The sequence below is a fragment of the Sulfurimonas sp. NW7 genome, assembly GCF_051132265.1.
GTDB classification, from domain to species: Bacteria; Campylobacterota; Campylobacteria; order Campylobacterales; family Sulfurimonadaceae; genus Sulfurimonas; species Sulfurimonas hydrogeniphila.
This window is the reverse complement of the sequence record NZ_CP093235.1, coordinates 2198239-2212073: the sequence shown is the minus strand read 5'-3', so window position 1 is coordinate 2212073 and position 13835 is coordinate 2198239. Positions and strand designations below refer to the sequence as shown.

General features: G+C 41.4%; 10 protein-coding genes, 1 tRNA gene and 3 rRNA genes. 9 read left to right on the top strand and 5 right to left on the bottom strand.

The window, feature by feature from the left end; genetic code table 11:
* Positions 1-65 precede the first annotated feature (65 nt).
* Complete coding sequence (locus tag MLC35_RS11545) at positions 66-1688, top strand: cation:proton antiporter (RefSeq protein WP_434637113.1); 1623 nt, start codon at positions 66-68, stop codon at positions 1686-1688.
* Between the two features lie 10 nt (positions 1689-1698).
* Here the strand turns inward: MLC35_RS11545 and pyrE are convergent, their stop codons facing one another.
* The 3 genes from pyrE to secG are packed head-to-tail and all read right to left on the bottom strand — an operon-like array spanning position 1699 to position 3220.
* Positions 1699-2307, bottom strand: coding sequence for an orotate phosphoribosyltransferase (pyrE, locus tag MLC35_RS11540; protein WP_188110002.1), 609 nt, complete (start codon positions 2305-2307; stop codon positions 1699-1701).
* A 3-nt stretch (positions 2308-2310) separates the two neighbouring features.
* The gene (gene frr / locus MLC35_RS11535; protein ID WP_188110003.1) at positions 2311-2868 is read right to left on the bottom strand and encodes a ribosome recycling factor; all 558 of its coding nucleotides are present in this window, start codon (positions 2866-2868) and stop codon (positions 2311-2313) included.
* 22 nt (positions 2869-2890) lie between these two features.
* Positions 2891-3220, bottom strand: a complete 330-nt coding sequence (gene secG, locus MLC35_RS11530; RefSeq protein ID WP_418640826.1) for a preprotein translocase subunit SecG — start codon at positions 3218-3220, stop codon at positions 2891-2893.
* Positions 3221-3336: 116 nt separating this feature from the next.
* On the opposite strand from secG, the gene MLC35_RS11525 reads away from it, so the two are divergent.
* From MLC35_RS11525 to MLC35_RS11510, 4 genes are read left to right on the top strand one after another with little or no spacing between them, the layout of a single operon-like run.
* The gene (locus MLC35_RS11525; RefSeq protein WP_434637111.1) at positions 3337-4272 is read left to right on the top strand and encodes a metal ABC transporter substrate-binding protein; all 936 of its coding nucleotides are present in this window, start codon (positions 3337-3339) and stop codon (positions 4270-4272) included.
* Positions 4269-5033: a metal ABC transporter ATP-binding protein gene (locus MLC35_RS11520; RefSeq protein ID WP_346389043.1), complete on the top strand. Its 765-nt coding sequence runs from the start codon at positions 4269-4271 to the stop codon at positions 5031-5033. The genes MLC35_RS11525 and MLC35_RS11520 overlap by 4 nt, the downstream gene beginning before the upstream one ends.
* A gap of 8 nt (positions 5034-5041) precedes the next feature.
* Complete coding sequence (locus MLC35_RS11515; RefSeq protein ID WP_151899268.1) at positions 5042-5839, top strand: metal ABC transporter permease; 798 nt, start codon at positions 5042-5044, stop codon at positions 5837-5839.
* A gap of 10 nt (positions 5840-5849) precedes the next feature.
* Positions 5850-6530 (top strand): methyltransferase domain-containing protein, encoded by a 681-nt coding sequence (locus MLC35_RS11510; protein ID WP_434637107.1) that lies wholly within the window; start codon positions 5850-5852, stop codon positions 6528-6530.
* Here MLC35_RS11510 and MLC35_RS11505 read toward each other — a convergent pair.
* Together MLC35_RS11505 and MLC35_RS11500 are read right to left on the bottom strand one after the other, a co-directional pair.
* Positions 6520-6927 (bottom strand): thiamine-phosphate pyrophosphorylase, encoded by a 408-nt coding sequence (locus MLC35_RS11505; RefSeq protein ID WP_188110004.1) that lies wholly within the window; start codon positions 6925-6927, stop codon positions 6520-6522. The genes MLC35_RS11510 and MLC35_RS11505 overlap by 11 nt on opposite strands.
* Positions 6917-7615: a Bax inhibitor-1/YccA family protein gene (locus tag MLC35_RS11500; RefSeq protein WP_346389041.1), complete on the bottom strand. Its 699-nt coding sequence runs from the start codon at positions 7613-7615 to the stop codon at positions 6917-6919. The genes MLC35_RS11505 and MLC35_RS11500 overlap by 11 nt, the downstream gene beginning before the upstream one ends.
* A 579-nt stretch (positions 7616-8194) precedes the next feature.
* On the opposite strand from MLC35_RS11500, the gene MLC35_RS11495 reads away from it, so the two are divergent.
* From MLC35_RS11495 to rrf, 4 genes are all read left to right on the top strand, one after another.
* A 16S ribosomal RNA gene (locus tag MLC35_RS11495) occupies positions 8195-9714 on the top strand.
* A gap of 286 nt (positions 9715-10000) precedes the next feature.
* Positions 10001-10077 (top strand) — tRNA-Ile (locus MLC35_RS11490).
* Positions 10078-10363: 286 nt separating this feature from the next.
* Positions 10364-13247, top strand: a 23S ribosomal RNA gene (locus tag MLC35_RS11485).
* A gap of 253 nt (positions 13248-13500) precedes the next feature.
* Positions 13501-13616, top strand: a 5S ribosomal RNA gene (gene rrf, locus MLC35_RS11480).
* Together the 16S, 23S and 5S rRNA genes with 1 tRNA gene alongside form the textbook arrangement of a ribosomal RNA operon.
* Positions 13617-13835: the final 219 nt, after the last annotated feature.

The following is a 13835-nucleotide window of genomic DNA, read 5'->3' as shown; positions in this document are numbered from 1 at the left end:
CATATATATTAAGTATAAGCGCGATTATAGTATATAATGTCTTATTAAATTATGAAAGTAACTGTATGCAAAATGTTTTAGTCTATATAATCATCGCTCTTGGGGTTTCCATAGTTATTAATATCTTTTTGAAAAAAATAGGCATATCGCAGATTATAGGCTATATTCTGACCGGAACACTTATTGCCTATGGTTTTGATCTGCATAAAGCCAGTCATTCGCATGCTTTGGAGATGGCAGGGGAATTCGGTATTGTATTTTTGATGTTTACCATAGGGCTTGAAATATCTTTGGCAAAAATGGGTTCGATGAAAAGAGAGATTTTTGCCAACGGATTTTTACAGGTCGGACTGACTACGGTTGTCACCTATCTGCTAGCCCATTATATTTTTGCTCTGGGACCAAAATCATCCATAATTATAGCACTGGCGTTTTCGCTTTCATCAACAGCAATCGTACTGACATATTTAAAAAGTTCTAAAGAGATTTATACTCCGTACGGGCAGAATGCAACAGGAATTCTGATTTTTCAGGATATTGCAGTGATTCCTATTTTAATTCTGATAAGCTTTTTAACCAAAGAGGGAGATCAGGAGATCTTTGTCATTTTATGGCATACACTTTTAAGTGTTTCTGTTGTTATCGCTGTGATGTTTACATTCGGCAAGAGAGTTGTTGCCTGGCTGCTGCATTTTTCATCCTCGTCAGAGGTAGACGAACTCTTTATGGGTTCTGTACTCTTTATCGTCATGGCATCTTCTCTTTTTGCCTACTATATGGGTTTTACCTACTCTTTAGGCGCATTTGTAGCCGGTATGATTATCGCGGAAACGAAATACCATCATAAAGTAGAATCAGATATCGCACCGTTTAAAGATATTCTTTTGGGAACATTCTTTGTTGTTGTGGGTATGAAAATTGACATCTTCTTGTTCGTTGACAATATCGGACTTATTATCGGTCTGTTTTTACTGATTTTTATTATAAAATCGCTCCTTATGTTTTTGGTCTTGCGGTTAAGCTCAAGCAGTGCAGTTTCCTTAAAAACGGCACTCTTCCTTTCTCAGGTAGGCGAATTTTCATTTGTAATTTTTGCACTCGCGGCATCAGGGCATATTATTGATGAGCAGTTGGCTTCTTTGTTGGTACTGATAGTGATTTTTTCCATGATAGTGACACCGTTTTTTGTTCCCTTTATCAATGCTGTAACCACCAGGCTGGTAAAAGAAAAAGATATTGTTACAGATATGTCTGCACTTAAGGGCAGAGAAAATCATGTGGTTGTGTGCGGATACAGCGTGGTCGGTAAATTTGTGACACAGTATCTTGAAGAACTTGATGTTCCCTATGTTATCATTGACAATTCAAACAAACATGTACAGGAAGCACTGGAAGAAGGAAGAGAAGCCTATCTCGGAGATGCTTCCAAAACAGCTATTTTGCAAGCGCTCCATATTGAAAAAGCTGCTGCAATAATTGTAACACTTGACAATATTGCGAAGAAGCGCCTTATTTGCGAAGCAGTGCTGAATCATTCAAGAAATGCAAATTTGATTGTAAAAGTGGTTTCACTGGAAGAGAAAGAGAAGCTTTCGGACTTGGCTATAACGAATATTGTGGACGGAAAAGTAGAGGTGGCACGTGTTTTGGTTGAGAGAATGTTAACCTGCCAGCTAAAATATCGCTAGCGGTTGTATACTAGTTTCCGCGTGAGCCCGGCTTAATGGCTTGGCTGCCGTCTTTGCAAAGCGGACATGTCTCAGGCGGATACATTTCAAAGGTAAAGTCTGCAAGTGCAAAAAACGGAATATCCTGAGGAAGCTTGCAGTTTGGCTTTGTCTCTATGTTGCTGCCCTCTCTGTGGCAAAATCCGCGGTTCGCCAATGCGGCAATGCCGACTATTTCACCACCCAGTTCTTTGACAACTGCAGCAGCTTCCATAGCGCTTCCTCCGGTTGTAATGATATCTTCGCACATCAAAACCTTTTCACCCGGTTTGATTTCAAAACCGCGGCGAACAGTCATCTTGCCGTCAACCCGTTCAGCAAATATACTTCTTGCATCAAGTGCCGTAGCAAGCGCAAAACCTGCAATCAAACCGCCAAGCGCCGGAGCACAGACGGTATCAATCTCAAGGCCGCTTGCCTTGATCTGCTTGGCAAGTTCCTCTGCTAAAAGTTTCGCTGTTTTGGGATCTTCCAAAACTTTTGCAGATTGAAGATAAAACTGTGAATGGTTGCCTGAACTCAATTTGAAATGCCCTTCCAAAAGTGCTTCGGCATCCATATATATTTGCTTTATGTCCACGAATTAAACCTTTAGAATTTCAGCTTCTTTGTCTTTTAAGATGCTGTCAACTTTAGAGATATATTTGTCTGTTATTTTTTGTATATTGTCCTGAGCGGATTTAGACTCATCCTGCGTAATCTCTTTTTCTTTTTCAAGTTTTTTGATTTTGTCGTTGGCGTCGCGTCTGTCATTTCTAATGGATACTTTGGCATTCTCACCCATAGTTTTCATTTTTTTTACAGATTCCTGACGCTGTTCCACTGTCATGGCAGGAAAGAAAAGTTTAATCTGCTCTCCGTCATTATTAGGGTTTACGCCGATATTTGCCGCATTGATAGCAGACTCGATATCAGACAAAAGGTTCTTTTCCCAGGGATTGATGACAATAGTTGTCGCATCGGTTGCCAAAACAGAACCCACCTGATCAAGAGGAGTAGGCGTGCCGTAATAGTCAATTTTTACATTATCAAGTACAGCAGTTGTGACCTTCCCTGTTCTGAGTGTTTTGAAATCTCTTTGCATATGTTCAATGCTGCCTTGCATTTTCGTTTCACATTCATTAAATATTTCGTTTAACATTCTGTTTTTCTCCTTAAAAAGATTATTTTTTTGGTGTTTCTGGTTTTTCAGTCGAAGCAGTCGGTACTGCAGGAGCAGCTACATTTGTTGTCGGAACCATTTCATCTATCACAGAAGACTGTGCAGACTGAGAATACATGTATCCCAGTGTGATCGTATTGACAACGAACAAAAAGCCGATGGTAAATGTTGTTTTTGCCAAGAAACTGCTTGGCCCTTTTGCACCAAAAACCGATTCATTTGAACCACTGTAAGCACCAAGGCCTATGCTTGAGCTTTTTTGTAAGAGCACAGCGATAACCAAGATGATAACTAAGACGATTTGAATTATAAGTAAAAGACTGGTTGTCATATATTTTCCTAAATTATAAAGTGGAGAATTATATCTAAAAAACCTTATATTATCAAACTCTAAAAAAGAGGGTATAATTACAATTATTAAATAAAAATTATTTCGAAGGGTGGGCAGTGAAAAATATAAAAATTATTGCATTGATTCTTATTTTGTTTATGGCAAGCCTGTTTCTTGTTATAGAAAATGAAAAAAAACCTCAAACAAATACAAAACCGATAGTCGGGGTAACCACATTTGCTCTTTATGACATTACAAAGCATATTGCAGGCGATACTCTTGATGTCGTTAATATTTTGCCTTTTGGTGTTGACCCTCACAGTTTTGAACCAACTCCAAAGCTTATGGGCAACATAGAAAAAAGTGCCCTGGTTTTTTACAGCGGCGCAGGATTGGAACCATGGGTACACGGATTTGCATTTAAACAAAAGGCTGTAAATATCAGTAAGTATGTAAAATTACGAGAACTTGCAGATACGGATGAAAACGAAGAAAAGGAACATATCGGGCATCACCATCATGAAGGAGTGGACCCTCACTACTGGCTTGATTTTGACAATATGAAAAAAGCTGCACAAGTGATAACAAATGAACTTATTGCACTGCAGCCTCAATATAAAGAACTTTACATTAAAAACAGAGACAGATATGTAAAAATGCTCAATGCGCTTGACCAGGAATACAAACAGAAACTTGCAAACTGTAAACAAAAAAGTGTTGTTGTTACACATAATGCTCTTGGCTATATTGCAGACAGGTACGGATTTGGAGTAGAATCATTGACGGGACTCTCTCCCGAAGCTGAACCGAGTGCCAAAGCAATGAAAAGAGTTTTTCAGGATATTCGCAAAAAAGGCATACAGACAATTTTTTATGAAAATTTTGTAAATGACAAGGTAACCAAAACAATAGCAAAGGATGCAAATATCACTGTTGATGTTTTTCAGCCTTTGGGCAATATTACAGCAGATGAAGCAAAGGCGGGTATGACATACCAGGCAATTATGCAAAAAAATCTTAAAAAACTCTCAAAGGCGCTTATGTGCAGATGAAATTCAAAGTTCCCATCTTTGATGTAAAAAAGCTTAGCTTTATTGTTCGCGGACAGAAAATTCTTCAGGATATTTCATTTGAAATTTTTGAAGGAGAATACATTGCCATTATCGGACCAAACGGTGGCGGGAAAACAACGCTCATCCGTATGCTTCTCGGATTGGAACAGCCTACATCCGGGGAAATCAGAATATTTGGCAAAAAGTTAAAAGAGTTTAAAGAGTGGTACAAAATAGGCTATGTGCCACAGCGCGCAACGCTCGTAGACGAAAACTTTCCGGCGACTGTTGAAGATATTGTAAAAATGGGGCGTATAGCAAAAAGAGGAATACTGGCCGGTATAAGTAAAGAAGACAAAGAAATGGTAGAAGATGCCATGATAAAAATGGATATTCTTAATTTAAGAGATAAAATGGTTGGTACCCTCTCAGGCGGTCAGCGTCAAAGGGTCATGATAGCAAGAGCTCTGGCCTCTTGCCCAAAAATTCTGATTCTTGACGAACCCAATACCGGTGTAGATATGGTGTCTCAGCAAAGATTTTACACATTGCTGGCGAAGCTGAATAAAGAAGAAAAGATAACCATTTTGTTTATTACGCATGATATCGGTGTTATAGCTGATGATATCGGACGTTTATTTACAATAAATCAAAAAGCGACAATTTGTAATGACCCAAAAAAGATGCTTTCTTGTGAAGAAGTAAGTGATTTGTATGGCATAGATGCTCATGCACTTCATCACCACAAGCATGAGCATTAAGGATTCCTATGTTTGAAATGTTTGAATATGATTTTATGCAAAGAGCCTTTGTTGCAGGACTTTTTATAGCCGTGCTGGCTTCTGTAAGCGGAAATTTTGTAGTACTTCGCCGTTACTCTCTTATGAGTGAGACTCTGGCACATTCGGCGCTTGTCGGAGTTGCTGTAGGACTTGTGGCAGGATATAATCCTTTGTGGGTTGCTGTTGGTGTTGCGATTGCTTCTGCATGGTTGATAGAATATCTGCGAAGTGCATTTTCACTCTACAGCGATGCTATATTGGCTATAATCCTTTCAGGTTCACTGGCAATTGCTGTGATTATTGTCTCTTTGGGCGGTGCTTTTAACAATTCTCTTTTTTCTTATCTGTTTGGTTCTATTTTATCGGTGACAGATGAAGATGTAATGACAATAGTCACAGTAGGGAGTCTCTCTTTACTCTTTTTGCTGCTTTTCTCAAAAGAACTTTATTTTATTGCTTATGACGAAGAAGTAGCTCAAACAAGTGGTATCAAAGTAAAGTTTTTAAACTTTTTACTTGTTACCGTAGTGGCTGTTATTATTGCACTCTCGATTCGGGTTGTGGGGAGTCTGCTTATCGGAGCTTTGATGGTGATTCCGACTGTCGCTGCCTTGCAGTACCGAGTGGGCTTTAGAAGCACAATGCTTATTTCACTCTTTTTTGCCCTTTTCAGTGTTGTATTCGGCATGAGCCTTTCTTACTACTATTCTTTACCTTCCGGGGCTACTATAGTGCTTTCAATCATAGTTATTTTTATTGTTTCACTGATAATAAACAAGAAATGATAGAGAAGAGATGAAAATAAGTTCTGAATTTTCCAAGTATGCAATGCATTACGGTTCTTATGATGTTATTCAGCAAAAAGTGGCCGATAAACTTCTTTCTCTGATCACCTCGCAGCCAAAAAATATTTTGGACCTTGGTTGCGGAAGCGGTACTTTGGCAAGAAAAATAAATTGGCAGTATGATAAACTGATGGCAGTTGATTTTGCTCCGGGAATGTTGGAGTTGCATCCAAAGTCTCAAAAGATAGAGTGCATTTACGGAAATTTTAATGATGTAAATCTTTTTGATCTTCTGAGAGAATACAGTTTTGATTATATTCTTTCCTCTTCTGCTTTACAATGGGCGGATGATATGGAAAAAACATTCCAGCAGTTGCAAGCTTTTCATACCCCTGTTGCGCTCGCAGTTTTTACCTCAAATACATTTAAAACATTACATGTAACAGCAGGATTGGAACCACTGCTTATAGATACATGTAAACTTGAAAAACTGCAAAAAAAATATTTTAATGCGAACTTTGAAGTAGTACGGTATAAGCTGGACTTTGATAATGTGAGAGATATGTTTCGTTATATAAAAAAGAGCGGAGTGAGTGCCTCCCGCAATGTTTTAAGCTACAAAGAGATGAAAAAACTGATGCAGGAGTATCCCTTGAGCTATTTGGAGTTTGAAGTCGCCTTTATCTATTGAGCATGACTTCTTTTTCTAAATTATACAGCTCATAACGCAGAGTTTTAAAGTTTTCGCTGTAGTCTATGTTGTCTAGCTTATACAACTCCTCTAAAACCCTGGCAGATTCCTGCGCGCGTTTAAAATTGGCAGTCAGGATATCTTCAAGTGTAGAACGGTTTTGTTCACTTTTTGTAGAGGGTCGCAAGACATCATTTATACTGTCTCTGTTCTTGAGAAGCTCTTTTGTTTCTTGAATCTGTGCTTTGTGTCGGAGTGATTTGAGTCTGGAGGAGAGTTCTTTGTTGTTGTCTTTATATCGAAGTATATCTTCAACAACGCGTATGCCTTCTTTGAGACGGTTTATGTTGGCATCAATCACCCGAAAAAGCTCGGGTGAGAGAGTACTACTCTTCATTTCCAAAGATACCAAAAAGCTGCAGCAGTGCTATAAAGATGTTTAAAAAGTCCAAATAAAGCGCAATGGCACCGTCAATAGGCGTTTGATATGCTCCTTTCATGATATTTTGCGTATCATAAATTACCAGGATGCTAAAGAGTATGACTACTGCTCCGGCAATGATAATTTGGAACATCGGATTTCCAAGAAATATGTTTATTATTGAAAATCCGATGATTACAAAAAGAGCAATCATTAAAGGTTTTCCGTATCCTGTAAAATCCTTTGTGCTTTTTATAGCAAAAAAGCTCATTGCACCGAATACTACAGCTGTCATGGCAAAAGCATTACCTACTATTGCACCGCCGCCGTTCATTCCAAGTGTATAAGCCAATAACGGCGCTGTTGTCAGTCCTGTAACAAATACAAAAGCAAACATTACCAGCAGATTGATACCAGGTTTGTTTTTTACAAACTGCAAACCGATTAAAAGACCGATTTCCAAAAAGAAGAGCGGCCAGATCAAACCAGAAATGCTGGCAGCCAAAGGCACACCTACGTAAGCACCGGCTGCTCCTGCAAGCATTGATGCAGCGAAAAGCTTATATGTCTCTTTTACAAAAGAGACTATCTGCGCTTCGCTGCGACTCTCTACATGTGAAGCATAAGTATTACCTCTTGCATAATCACGATCATATAGTCCCATAGTTTTTTCCTTTTTCAATATCTATCCATAAGATATTTTTTTATTTAGTGAATTCTATAGATAAAAAGTTAATGGAAGGCAACATAAGAGAAGAAGAATGCTTACACTATAATATATATTAGTGAATAAGCTATGCTAAAATAAGCAAAACTAATTCTAAATGAAACAGACCAAAAAGAAATTTAAAATTTCTCTCAAATACTATTGACATTAAAGTCGAAATCCCCTATAATTCCCATCCACAAACAGAGAGACCTGATTTAAAAGGCCTAGAGAGACTTCAAGTAGAAGCTTTTAAAAATGTTTGAGATCATTGAAAACTAAGCAAGTAAGAGACTCTTTAACTTTAGAGTTAAAGAGATAAATTACTTAGAAATAACTAATAAACAACAACCGTCTATTCTATTTTGAAATCCATACAGGCTTGCCTGTATGGTTCCCTTAATAGTAATAGATAACTATACAGTCTAGTAATAGAACCTTAAGCAGTTTTATTAAGACTTAAAATAACAAAGCCAATGATTTAATAATCTTGGGCAAAAGATCAGTAATAAGTTTACTTATCTTTCTGTAATAACAATTATGGAGAGTTTGATCCTGGCTCAGAATGAACGCTGGCGGCGTGCTTAACACATGCAAGTCGAACGGTAACAGATGGTAGCTTGCTACTATGCTGACGAGTGGCGCACGGGTGAGTAATATATAGATAATGTGCCCCTTGGACCGGGATAGCCATTGGAAACGATGATTAATACCGGATACTCCTTCTTATCACAAGATAAGTCGGAAATGGATTCCGCCAAGGGATCGGTCTATATCCCATCAGCTAGTTGGTAGTGTAAGAGACTACCAAGGCTATGACGGGTAGCGGGTTTGAGAGGATGATCCGCCACACTGGTACTGAGACACGGACCAGACTCCTACGGGAGGCAGCAGTGAGGAATATTGCACAATGGGGGAAACCCTGATGCAGCAACGCCGCGTGGAGGATGACGCATTTCGGTGTGTAAACTCCTTTTATATGTCAAGAAAATGACGGTAGCATATGAATAAGCACCGGCTAACTCCGTGCCAGCAGCCGCGGTAATACGGAGGGTGCAAGCGTTATTCGGAATCACTGGGCGTAAAGGACGCGTAGGCGGGTTGGCAAGTCAGATGTGAAATCCTACAGCTTAACTGTAGAACTGCATTTGAAACTGCCGACCTAGAGTATGGGAGGGGGAGATGGAATTAGTGGTGTAGGGGTAAAATCCGTAGATATCACTAGGAATACCGAAAGCGAAGGCGATCTCCTGGAACATAACTGACGCTAAGGCGTGAAAGCGTGGGGAGCAAACAGGATTAGATACCCTGGTAGTCCACGCCCTAAACGATGTTCACTAGTCGTCGCTCTGCTAGTCAGGGCGGTGATGCACTTAACAGATTAAGTGAACCGCCTGGGGAGTACGGTCGCAAGATTAAAACTCAAAGGAATAGACGGGGACCCGCACAAGTGGTGGAGCATGTGGTTTAATTCGAAGATACGCGAAGAACCTTACCTAGCCTTGACATTGAGAGAACCTGCCAGAGATGGCGGGGTGCCCTTCGGGGAGCTCGAAAACAGGTGCTGCACGGCTGTCGTCAGCTCGTGTCGTGAGATGTTGGGTTAAGTCCCGCAACGAGCGCAACCCTCGTCCTTAGTTGCTAGCAGGTTAAGCTGAGCACTCTAAGGAGACTGCCTTCGTAAGGAGGAGGAAGGTGAGGACGACGTCAAGTCATCATGGCCCTTATGGCTAGGGCTACACACGTGCTACAATGGGGCGTACAGAGTGTTGCGATACCGCGAGGTGGAGCTAATCACTTAAAGCGTCTCTCAGTTCGGATTGGAGTCTGCAACTCGACTCCATGAAGCTGGAATCACTAGTAATCGTAGATCAGCAATGCTACGGTGAATACGTTCCCGGGTCTTGTACTCACCGCCCGTCACACCATGGGAGTTGATTTCACCCGAAATCGGGAAGCCAACCTTCGGGGGGCTACCGCTTACGGTGGAATTAGCGACTGGGGTGAAGTCGTAACAAGGTAACCGTAGGAGAACCTGCGGTTGGATCACCTCCTTTCTAGAGTAAAGAGCACTCATTCGATTGAGTGGCTCAACACAAGAAAATCTCACACGAGAAATAGTTTATTGGTTGTTTCAAAAGTTAACTTACTTGCTTAGTTTTCAGTGATCTGTGTTCATTTGAATTACGATTATGTCAAAGGTGTAACCTTGAGAGGGCTTTGCTTTCTGAGGGATTTTAGCTTTAGTCAAGGAAGGTTCTTTGCTGAAGGCGGAGCGTACAAACTGTACGTGACAACTGAAGTAAAGGTTCTGACGCAGAATAAAGTTAAAAGCACCAGAAAGGGCCTATAGCTCAGCTGGTTAGAGTGCACCCCTGATAAGGGTGAGGTCCCAGGTTCAAGTCCTGGTAGGCCCACCATTTCTTAGCGATTTGCACTTAAAAAGAAACTCACATACTAAAGTATGCTTCGCTTCTTTTTTAAGCACAACTCATCTAAGAAACAAGTTTCTAAATTAAATATAAGTTCTTAAAATCATAAGAATTTATATTTGGTTTAAAAACCAAACGATCATTAAATTACAATTGTTAAGTCAACAACTTTAATTATAGAGATATAATTAAAAACTAAATAACTACAATAACAGATCATTCATCTTGTTTAATGTATTCATACATTAAATAAGGTAGTGAACGCAACATAGAATAAAAAGATATTAAGGGCCATAGGTGGATGCCTTGGCTAGTAGAGGCGATGAAAGACGTACTAGGCTGCGAAAAGTCTCGGGGAGCTGCCAAGAAGCTTTGATCCGGGAATTTCTGAATGGGGCGACCCAGCACGGAGCGATTCGTGTTACCACCTTCGGGTGGGGCGAACTTGGGGAAGTGAAACATCTCAGTACCCAAAGGAAGAGAAATCAAACGAGATTCCGAGAGTAGCGGCGAGCGAAATTGGAATAGGCGCATACATTTAGCATATTTGTTAGCAGAACATTCTGGAAAGGATGAGCATAGAGGGTGATACTCCCGTAAGCGAAAACATTTATGTGGAACTAAGGTATGGAACGAGTAGGTCGGGACACGTGTTATCTTGACTGAATATGGGGGGACCACCCTCCAACCCTAAATACTACTAGACCGATAGCGAACAAGTACCGTGAGGGAAAGGTGAAAAGGACCGCGGTGAGCGGAGTGAAATAGAACCTGAAACCTATGGCTTACAATCATTCGGAGCACTATTAAATAAGTGTGACGGACTGCCTTTTGCATAATGAGCCTGCGAGTTGTGGTATCTGGCAAGGTTAATCGAACGAGAAGCCGTAGCGAAAGCGAGTCTTAATAGGGCGACATAGTCAGATGCTGCAGACCCGAAACTGAGTGATCTATCCATGAGCAGGTTGAAGCTGGTGTAAGAGCCAGTGGAGGACCGAACCCGTAGAAGTTGAAAATTCTTGGGATGACTTGTGGATAGGGGTGAAAGGCCAATCAAAACTCAGTGATAGCTGGTTCTCTCCGAAATATATTTAGGTATAGCCTCGAGCATTAGCGTATAGGGGTAGAGCACTGACAGGGCTAGGGCTGCTTACCGCGGTACCAAACCCTATCAAACTCCGAATACTATACGTGTAACCTCGGGAGTCAGGCGTAGGGTGATAAAATCCTATGTCGAGAGGGGAACAACCCAGACTAACAGCTAAGGTCCCAAAGTTTTATCTAAGTGAAAAGGATGTGGAGTTGCTGTGACAACCAGGAGGTTGGCTTAGAAGCAGCCATCCTTTAAAGAAAGCGTAACAGCTCACTGGTCTAGCGATTCTGCGCCGAAAATATAACGGGGCTAAGATAAACACCGAAGCTTTAGATTTACAGTTTACTGTAAGTGGTAGGAGAGCGTTCCATTCAGCGCTGAAGGTATACCGGTAAGGAGTACTGGAGCGGATGGAAGTGAGCATGCAGGCATGAGTAGCGAGAAAAGAAGTGAGAATCTTCTTCGCCGTAAACCCAAGGTTTCCTACGCGATGCTCGTCATCGTAGGGTTAGTCGGGACCTAAGTCGAGTCCGAAAGGGGTAGACGATGGCAAATCGGTTAATATTCCGATACCGACATTACATCGTTTGAGTGATGGGGGGACGCATAGAGTTAAAGGGGGTCACTGATGGAATAGTGGCTCGAAGGACGTAGGTCGACGAGTAGGCAAATCCGCTCGTCAAGCGACCGAGATCTGACAGGCTGGTCAATCTTTTCGGAGAGCGACCAGAACCCTTGATACTGTCGTGCCGAGAAAAGCCTCTAAACGAGATGTAATGTTGCCCGTACCGTAAACCGACACAGGTGGGTGAGATGAGTATTCTAAGGCGCGTGGATGAACCCTTGTTAAGGAACTCTGCAAACTAGCACCGTATCTTCGGTATAAGGTGTGCCCTAAGTGTTATGGGATTTACTCCCAGAAGCACTGACGGGTCGCAGCAAAGAGTCCCTCCCGACTGTTTACCAAAAACACAGCACTCTGCTAACACGTAAGTGGATGTATAGGGTGTGACGCCTGCCCGGTGCTCGAAGGTTAAAAGGATTGCTTAGCGCAAGCGAAGGCATGAATTGAAGCCCGAGTAAACGGCGGCCGTAACTATAACGGTCCTAAGGTAGCGAAATTCCTTGTCGGTTAAATACCGACCTGCATGAATGGCGTAACGAGATGGGAGCTGTCTCAACAAGGGATCCAGTGAAATTGTAGTGGAGGTGAAAATTCCTCCTACCCGCGGAAAGACGGAAAGACCCCGTGCACCTTTACTATAGCTTGACACTGCTATTGGGATATTCATGTGCAGGATAGGTGGGAGCCGTTGAATCCAGGACGCCAGTTCTGGAGGAGGCAACCTTGAGATACCACCCTTGAATATTCTGATAGCTAACTCCGTACGATTATCTCGTGCGAGGACAATGTCTGGTGGGTAGTTTGACTGGGGCGGTCGCCTCCTAAAAAGTAACGGAGGCTTACAAAGTTCGGCTCAGAAGGGTTGGAAATCCTTCGTAGAGTATAATGGCATAAGCCGGACTGACTGTGAGACATACAAGTCGAGCAGAGTCGAAAGACGGTCATAGTGATCGGTGGTTCTGTGTGGAAGGCCATCGCTCAAAGGATAAAAGGTACGCGGGGATAACAGGCTGATCTCCCCCAAGAGCTCACATCGACGGGGAGGTTTGGCACCTCGATGTCGGCTCATCGCATCCTGGGCTGGAGCAGGTCCCAAGGGTATGCTGTTCGCCATTTAAAGCGGTACGCGAGCTGGGTTCAGAACGTCGTGAGACAGTTCGGTCCCTATCTTCCGTGGGCGTAGGAACGTTGAGGAGAGCTGACCCTAGTACGAGAGGACCGGGTTGGACGTGCCACTGGTGCACCAGTTGTCCTGCCAAGGGCATAGCTGGGTAGCTACGCACGGATGAGATAACCGCTGAAAGCATCTAAGCGGGAAGCCAACTCCAAGATGAACGTTCCCTGAAGTACGCTTGAAGACTACAAGCTTGATAGGTGGATGTGTACGCACAGCAATGTGTTTTAGCTGACCAGTACTAATAGTACGTTTGTCTTTTTACAAGTTCTTAAATGAACACAATTGCTTCACTACCTTATTTAGTGTATATATACTAATAAGAGATATGTTAAGAAGTTATTTAGTATGACGGAAACAAGGTTTTAACCTTGCCTTTAGGCTTTTAAGCAATTAGCCCAGACTGAAGTCTGGGTTCCGAAGAGTTTGTTGACTTTAACAATTGATATTACTCAACTCTTAACTGATATAAGATCAGATATAAATACATCAGTCAGATGTCTTTATATCTGATCTTGTCTAGGTGGCTATAGAGAGAGGGAAACGCCTGGCCCCATTCCGAACCCAGAAGCTAAGCCTCTCATCGCTGATAATACTGCAGGTTTCACTTGTGGGAATGTAGGTCGCTGCCTAGTTGATCAGATTTTTCTTCCTAACTTTCAATCATTTACAAAATTTTCTCTGCTATATTTCTATTTACTTTATTTTTACATTTCTTTTGTACAATACATATATATTTTAATATGTGATAAAAATGTTACAAATATACACATTGTTATTTTTTTATCACATATCTACATTTTCATCTTTTTTATCATATAGTGATATTTACTATTAATACAGCTGATATTTTC

Bases quoted from the DNA above. Each gene is read 5' to 3' on its own strand.
- MLC35_RS11545 (WP_434637113.1), top strand. From the start codon at position 66: ATGCAAAATGTTTTAGTCTATATAATCATCGCTCTTGGGGTTTCCATA.
- frr (WP_188110003.1), bottom strand. From the start codon at position 2,868: ATGTTAAACGAAATATTTAATGAATGTGAAACGAAAATGCAAGGCAGC.
- secG (WP_418640826.1), bottom strand. From the start codon at position 3,220: ATGACAACCAGTCTTTTACTTATAATTCAAATCGTCTTAGTTATCATC.
- MLC35_RS11520 (WP_346389043.1), top strand. From the start codon at position 4,269: ATGAAATTCAAAGTTCCCATCTTTGATGTAAAAAAGCTTAGCTTTATT.
- MLC35_RS11515 (WP_151899268.1), top strand. From the start codon at position 5,042: ATGTTTGAAATGTTTGAATATGATTTTATGCAAAGAGCCTTTGTTGCA.
- MLC35_RS11510 (WP_434637107.1), top strand. From the start codon at position 5,850: ATGAAAATAAGTTCTGAATTTTCCAAGTATGCAATGCATTACGGTTCT.
- MLC35_RS11505 (WP_188110004.1), bottom strand. From the start codon at position 6,927: ATGAAGAGTAGTACTCTCTCACCCGAGCTTTTTCGGGTGATTGATGCC.
- MLC35_RS11500 (WP_346389041.1), bottom strand. From the start codon at position 7,615: ATGGGACTATATGATCGTGATTATGCAAGAGGTAATACTTATGCTTCA.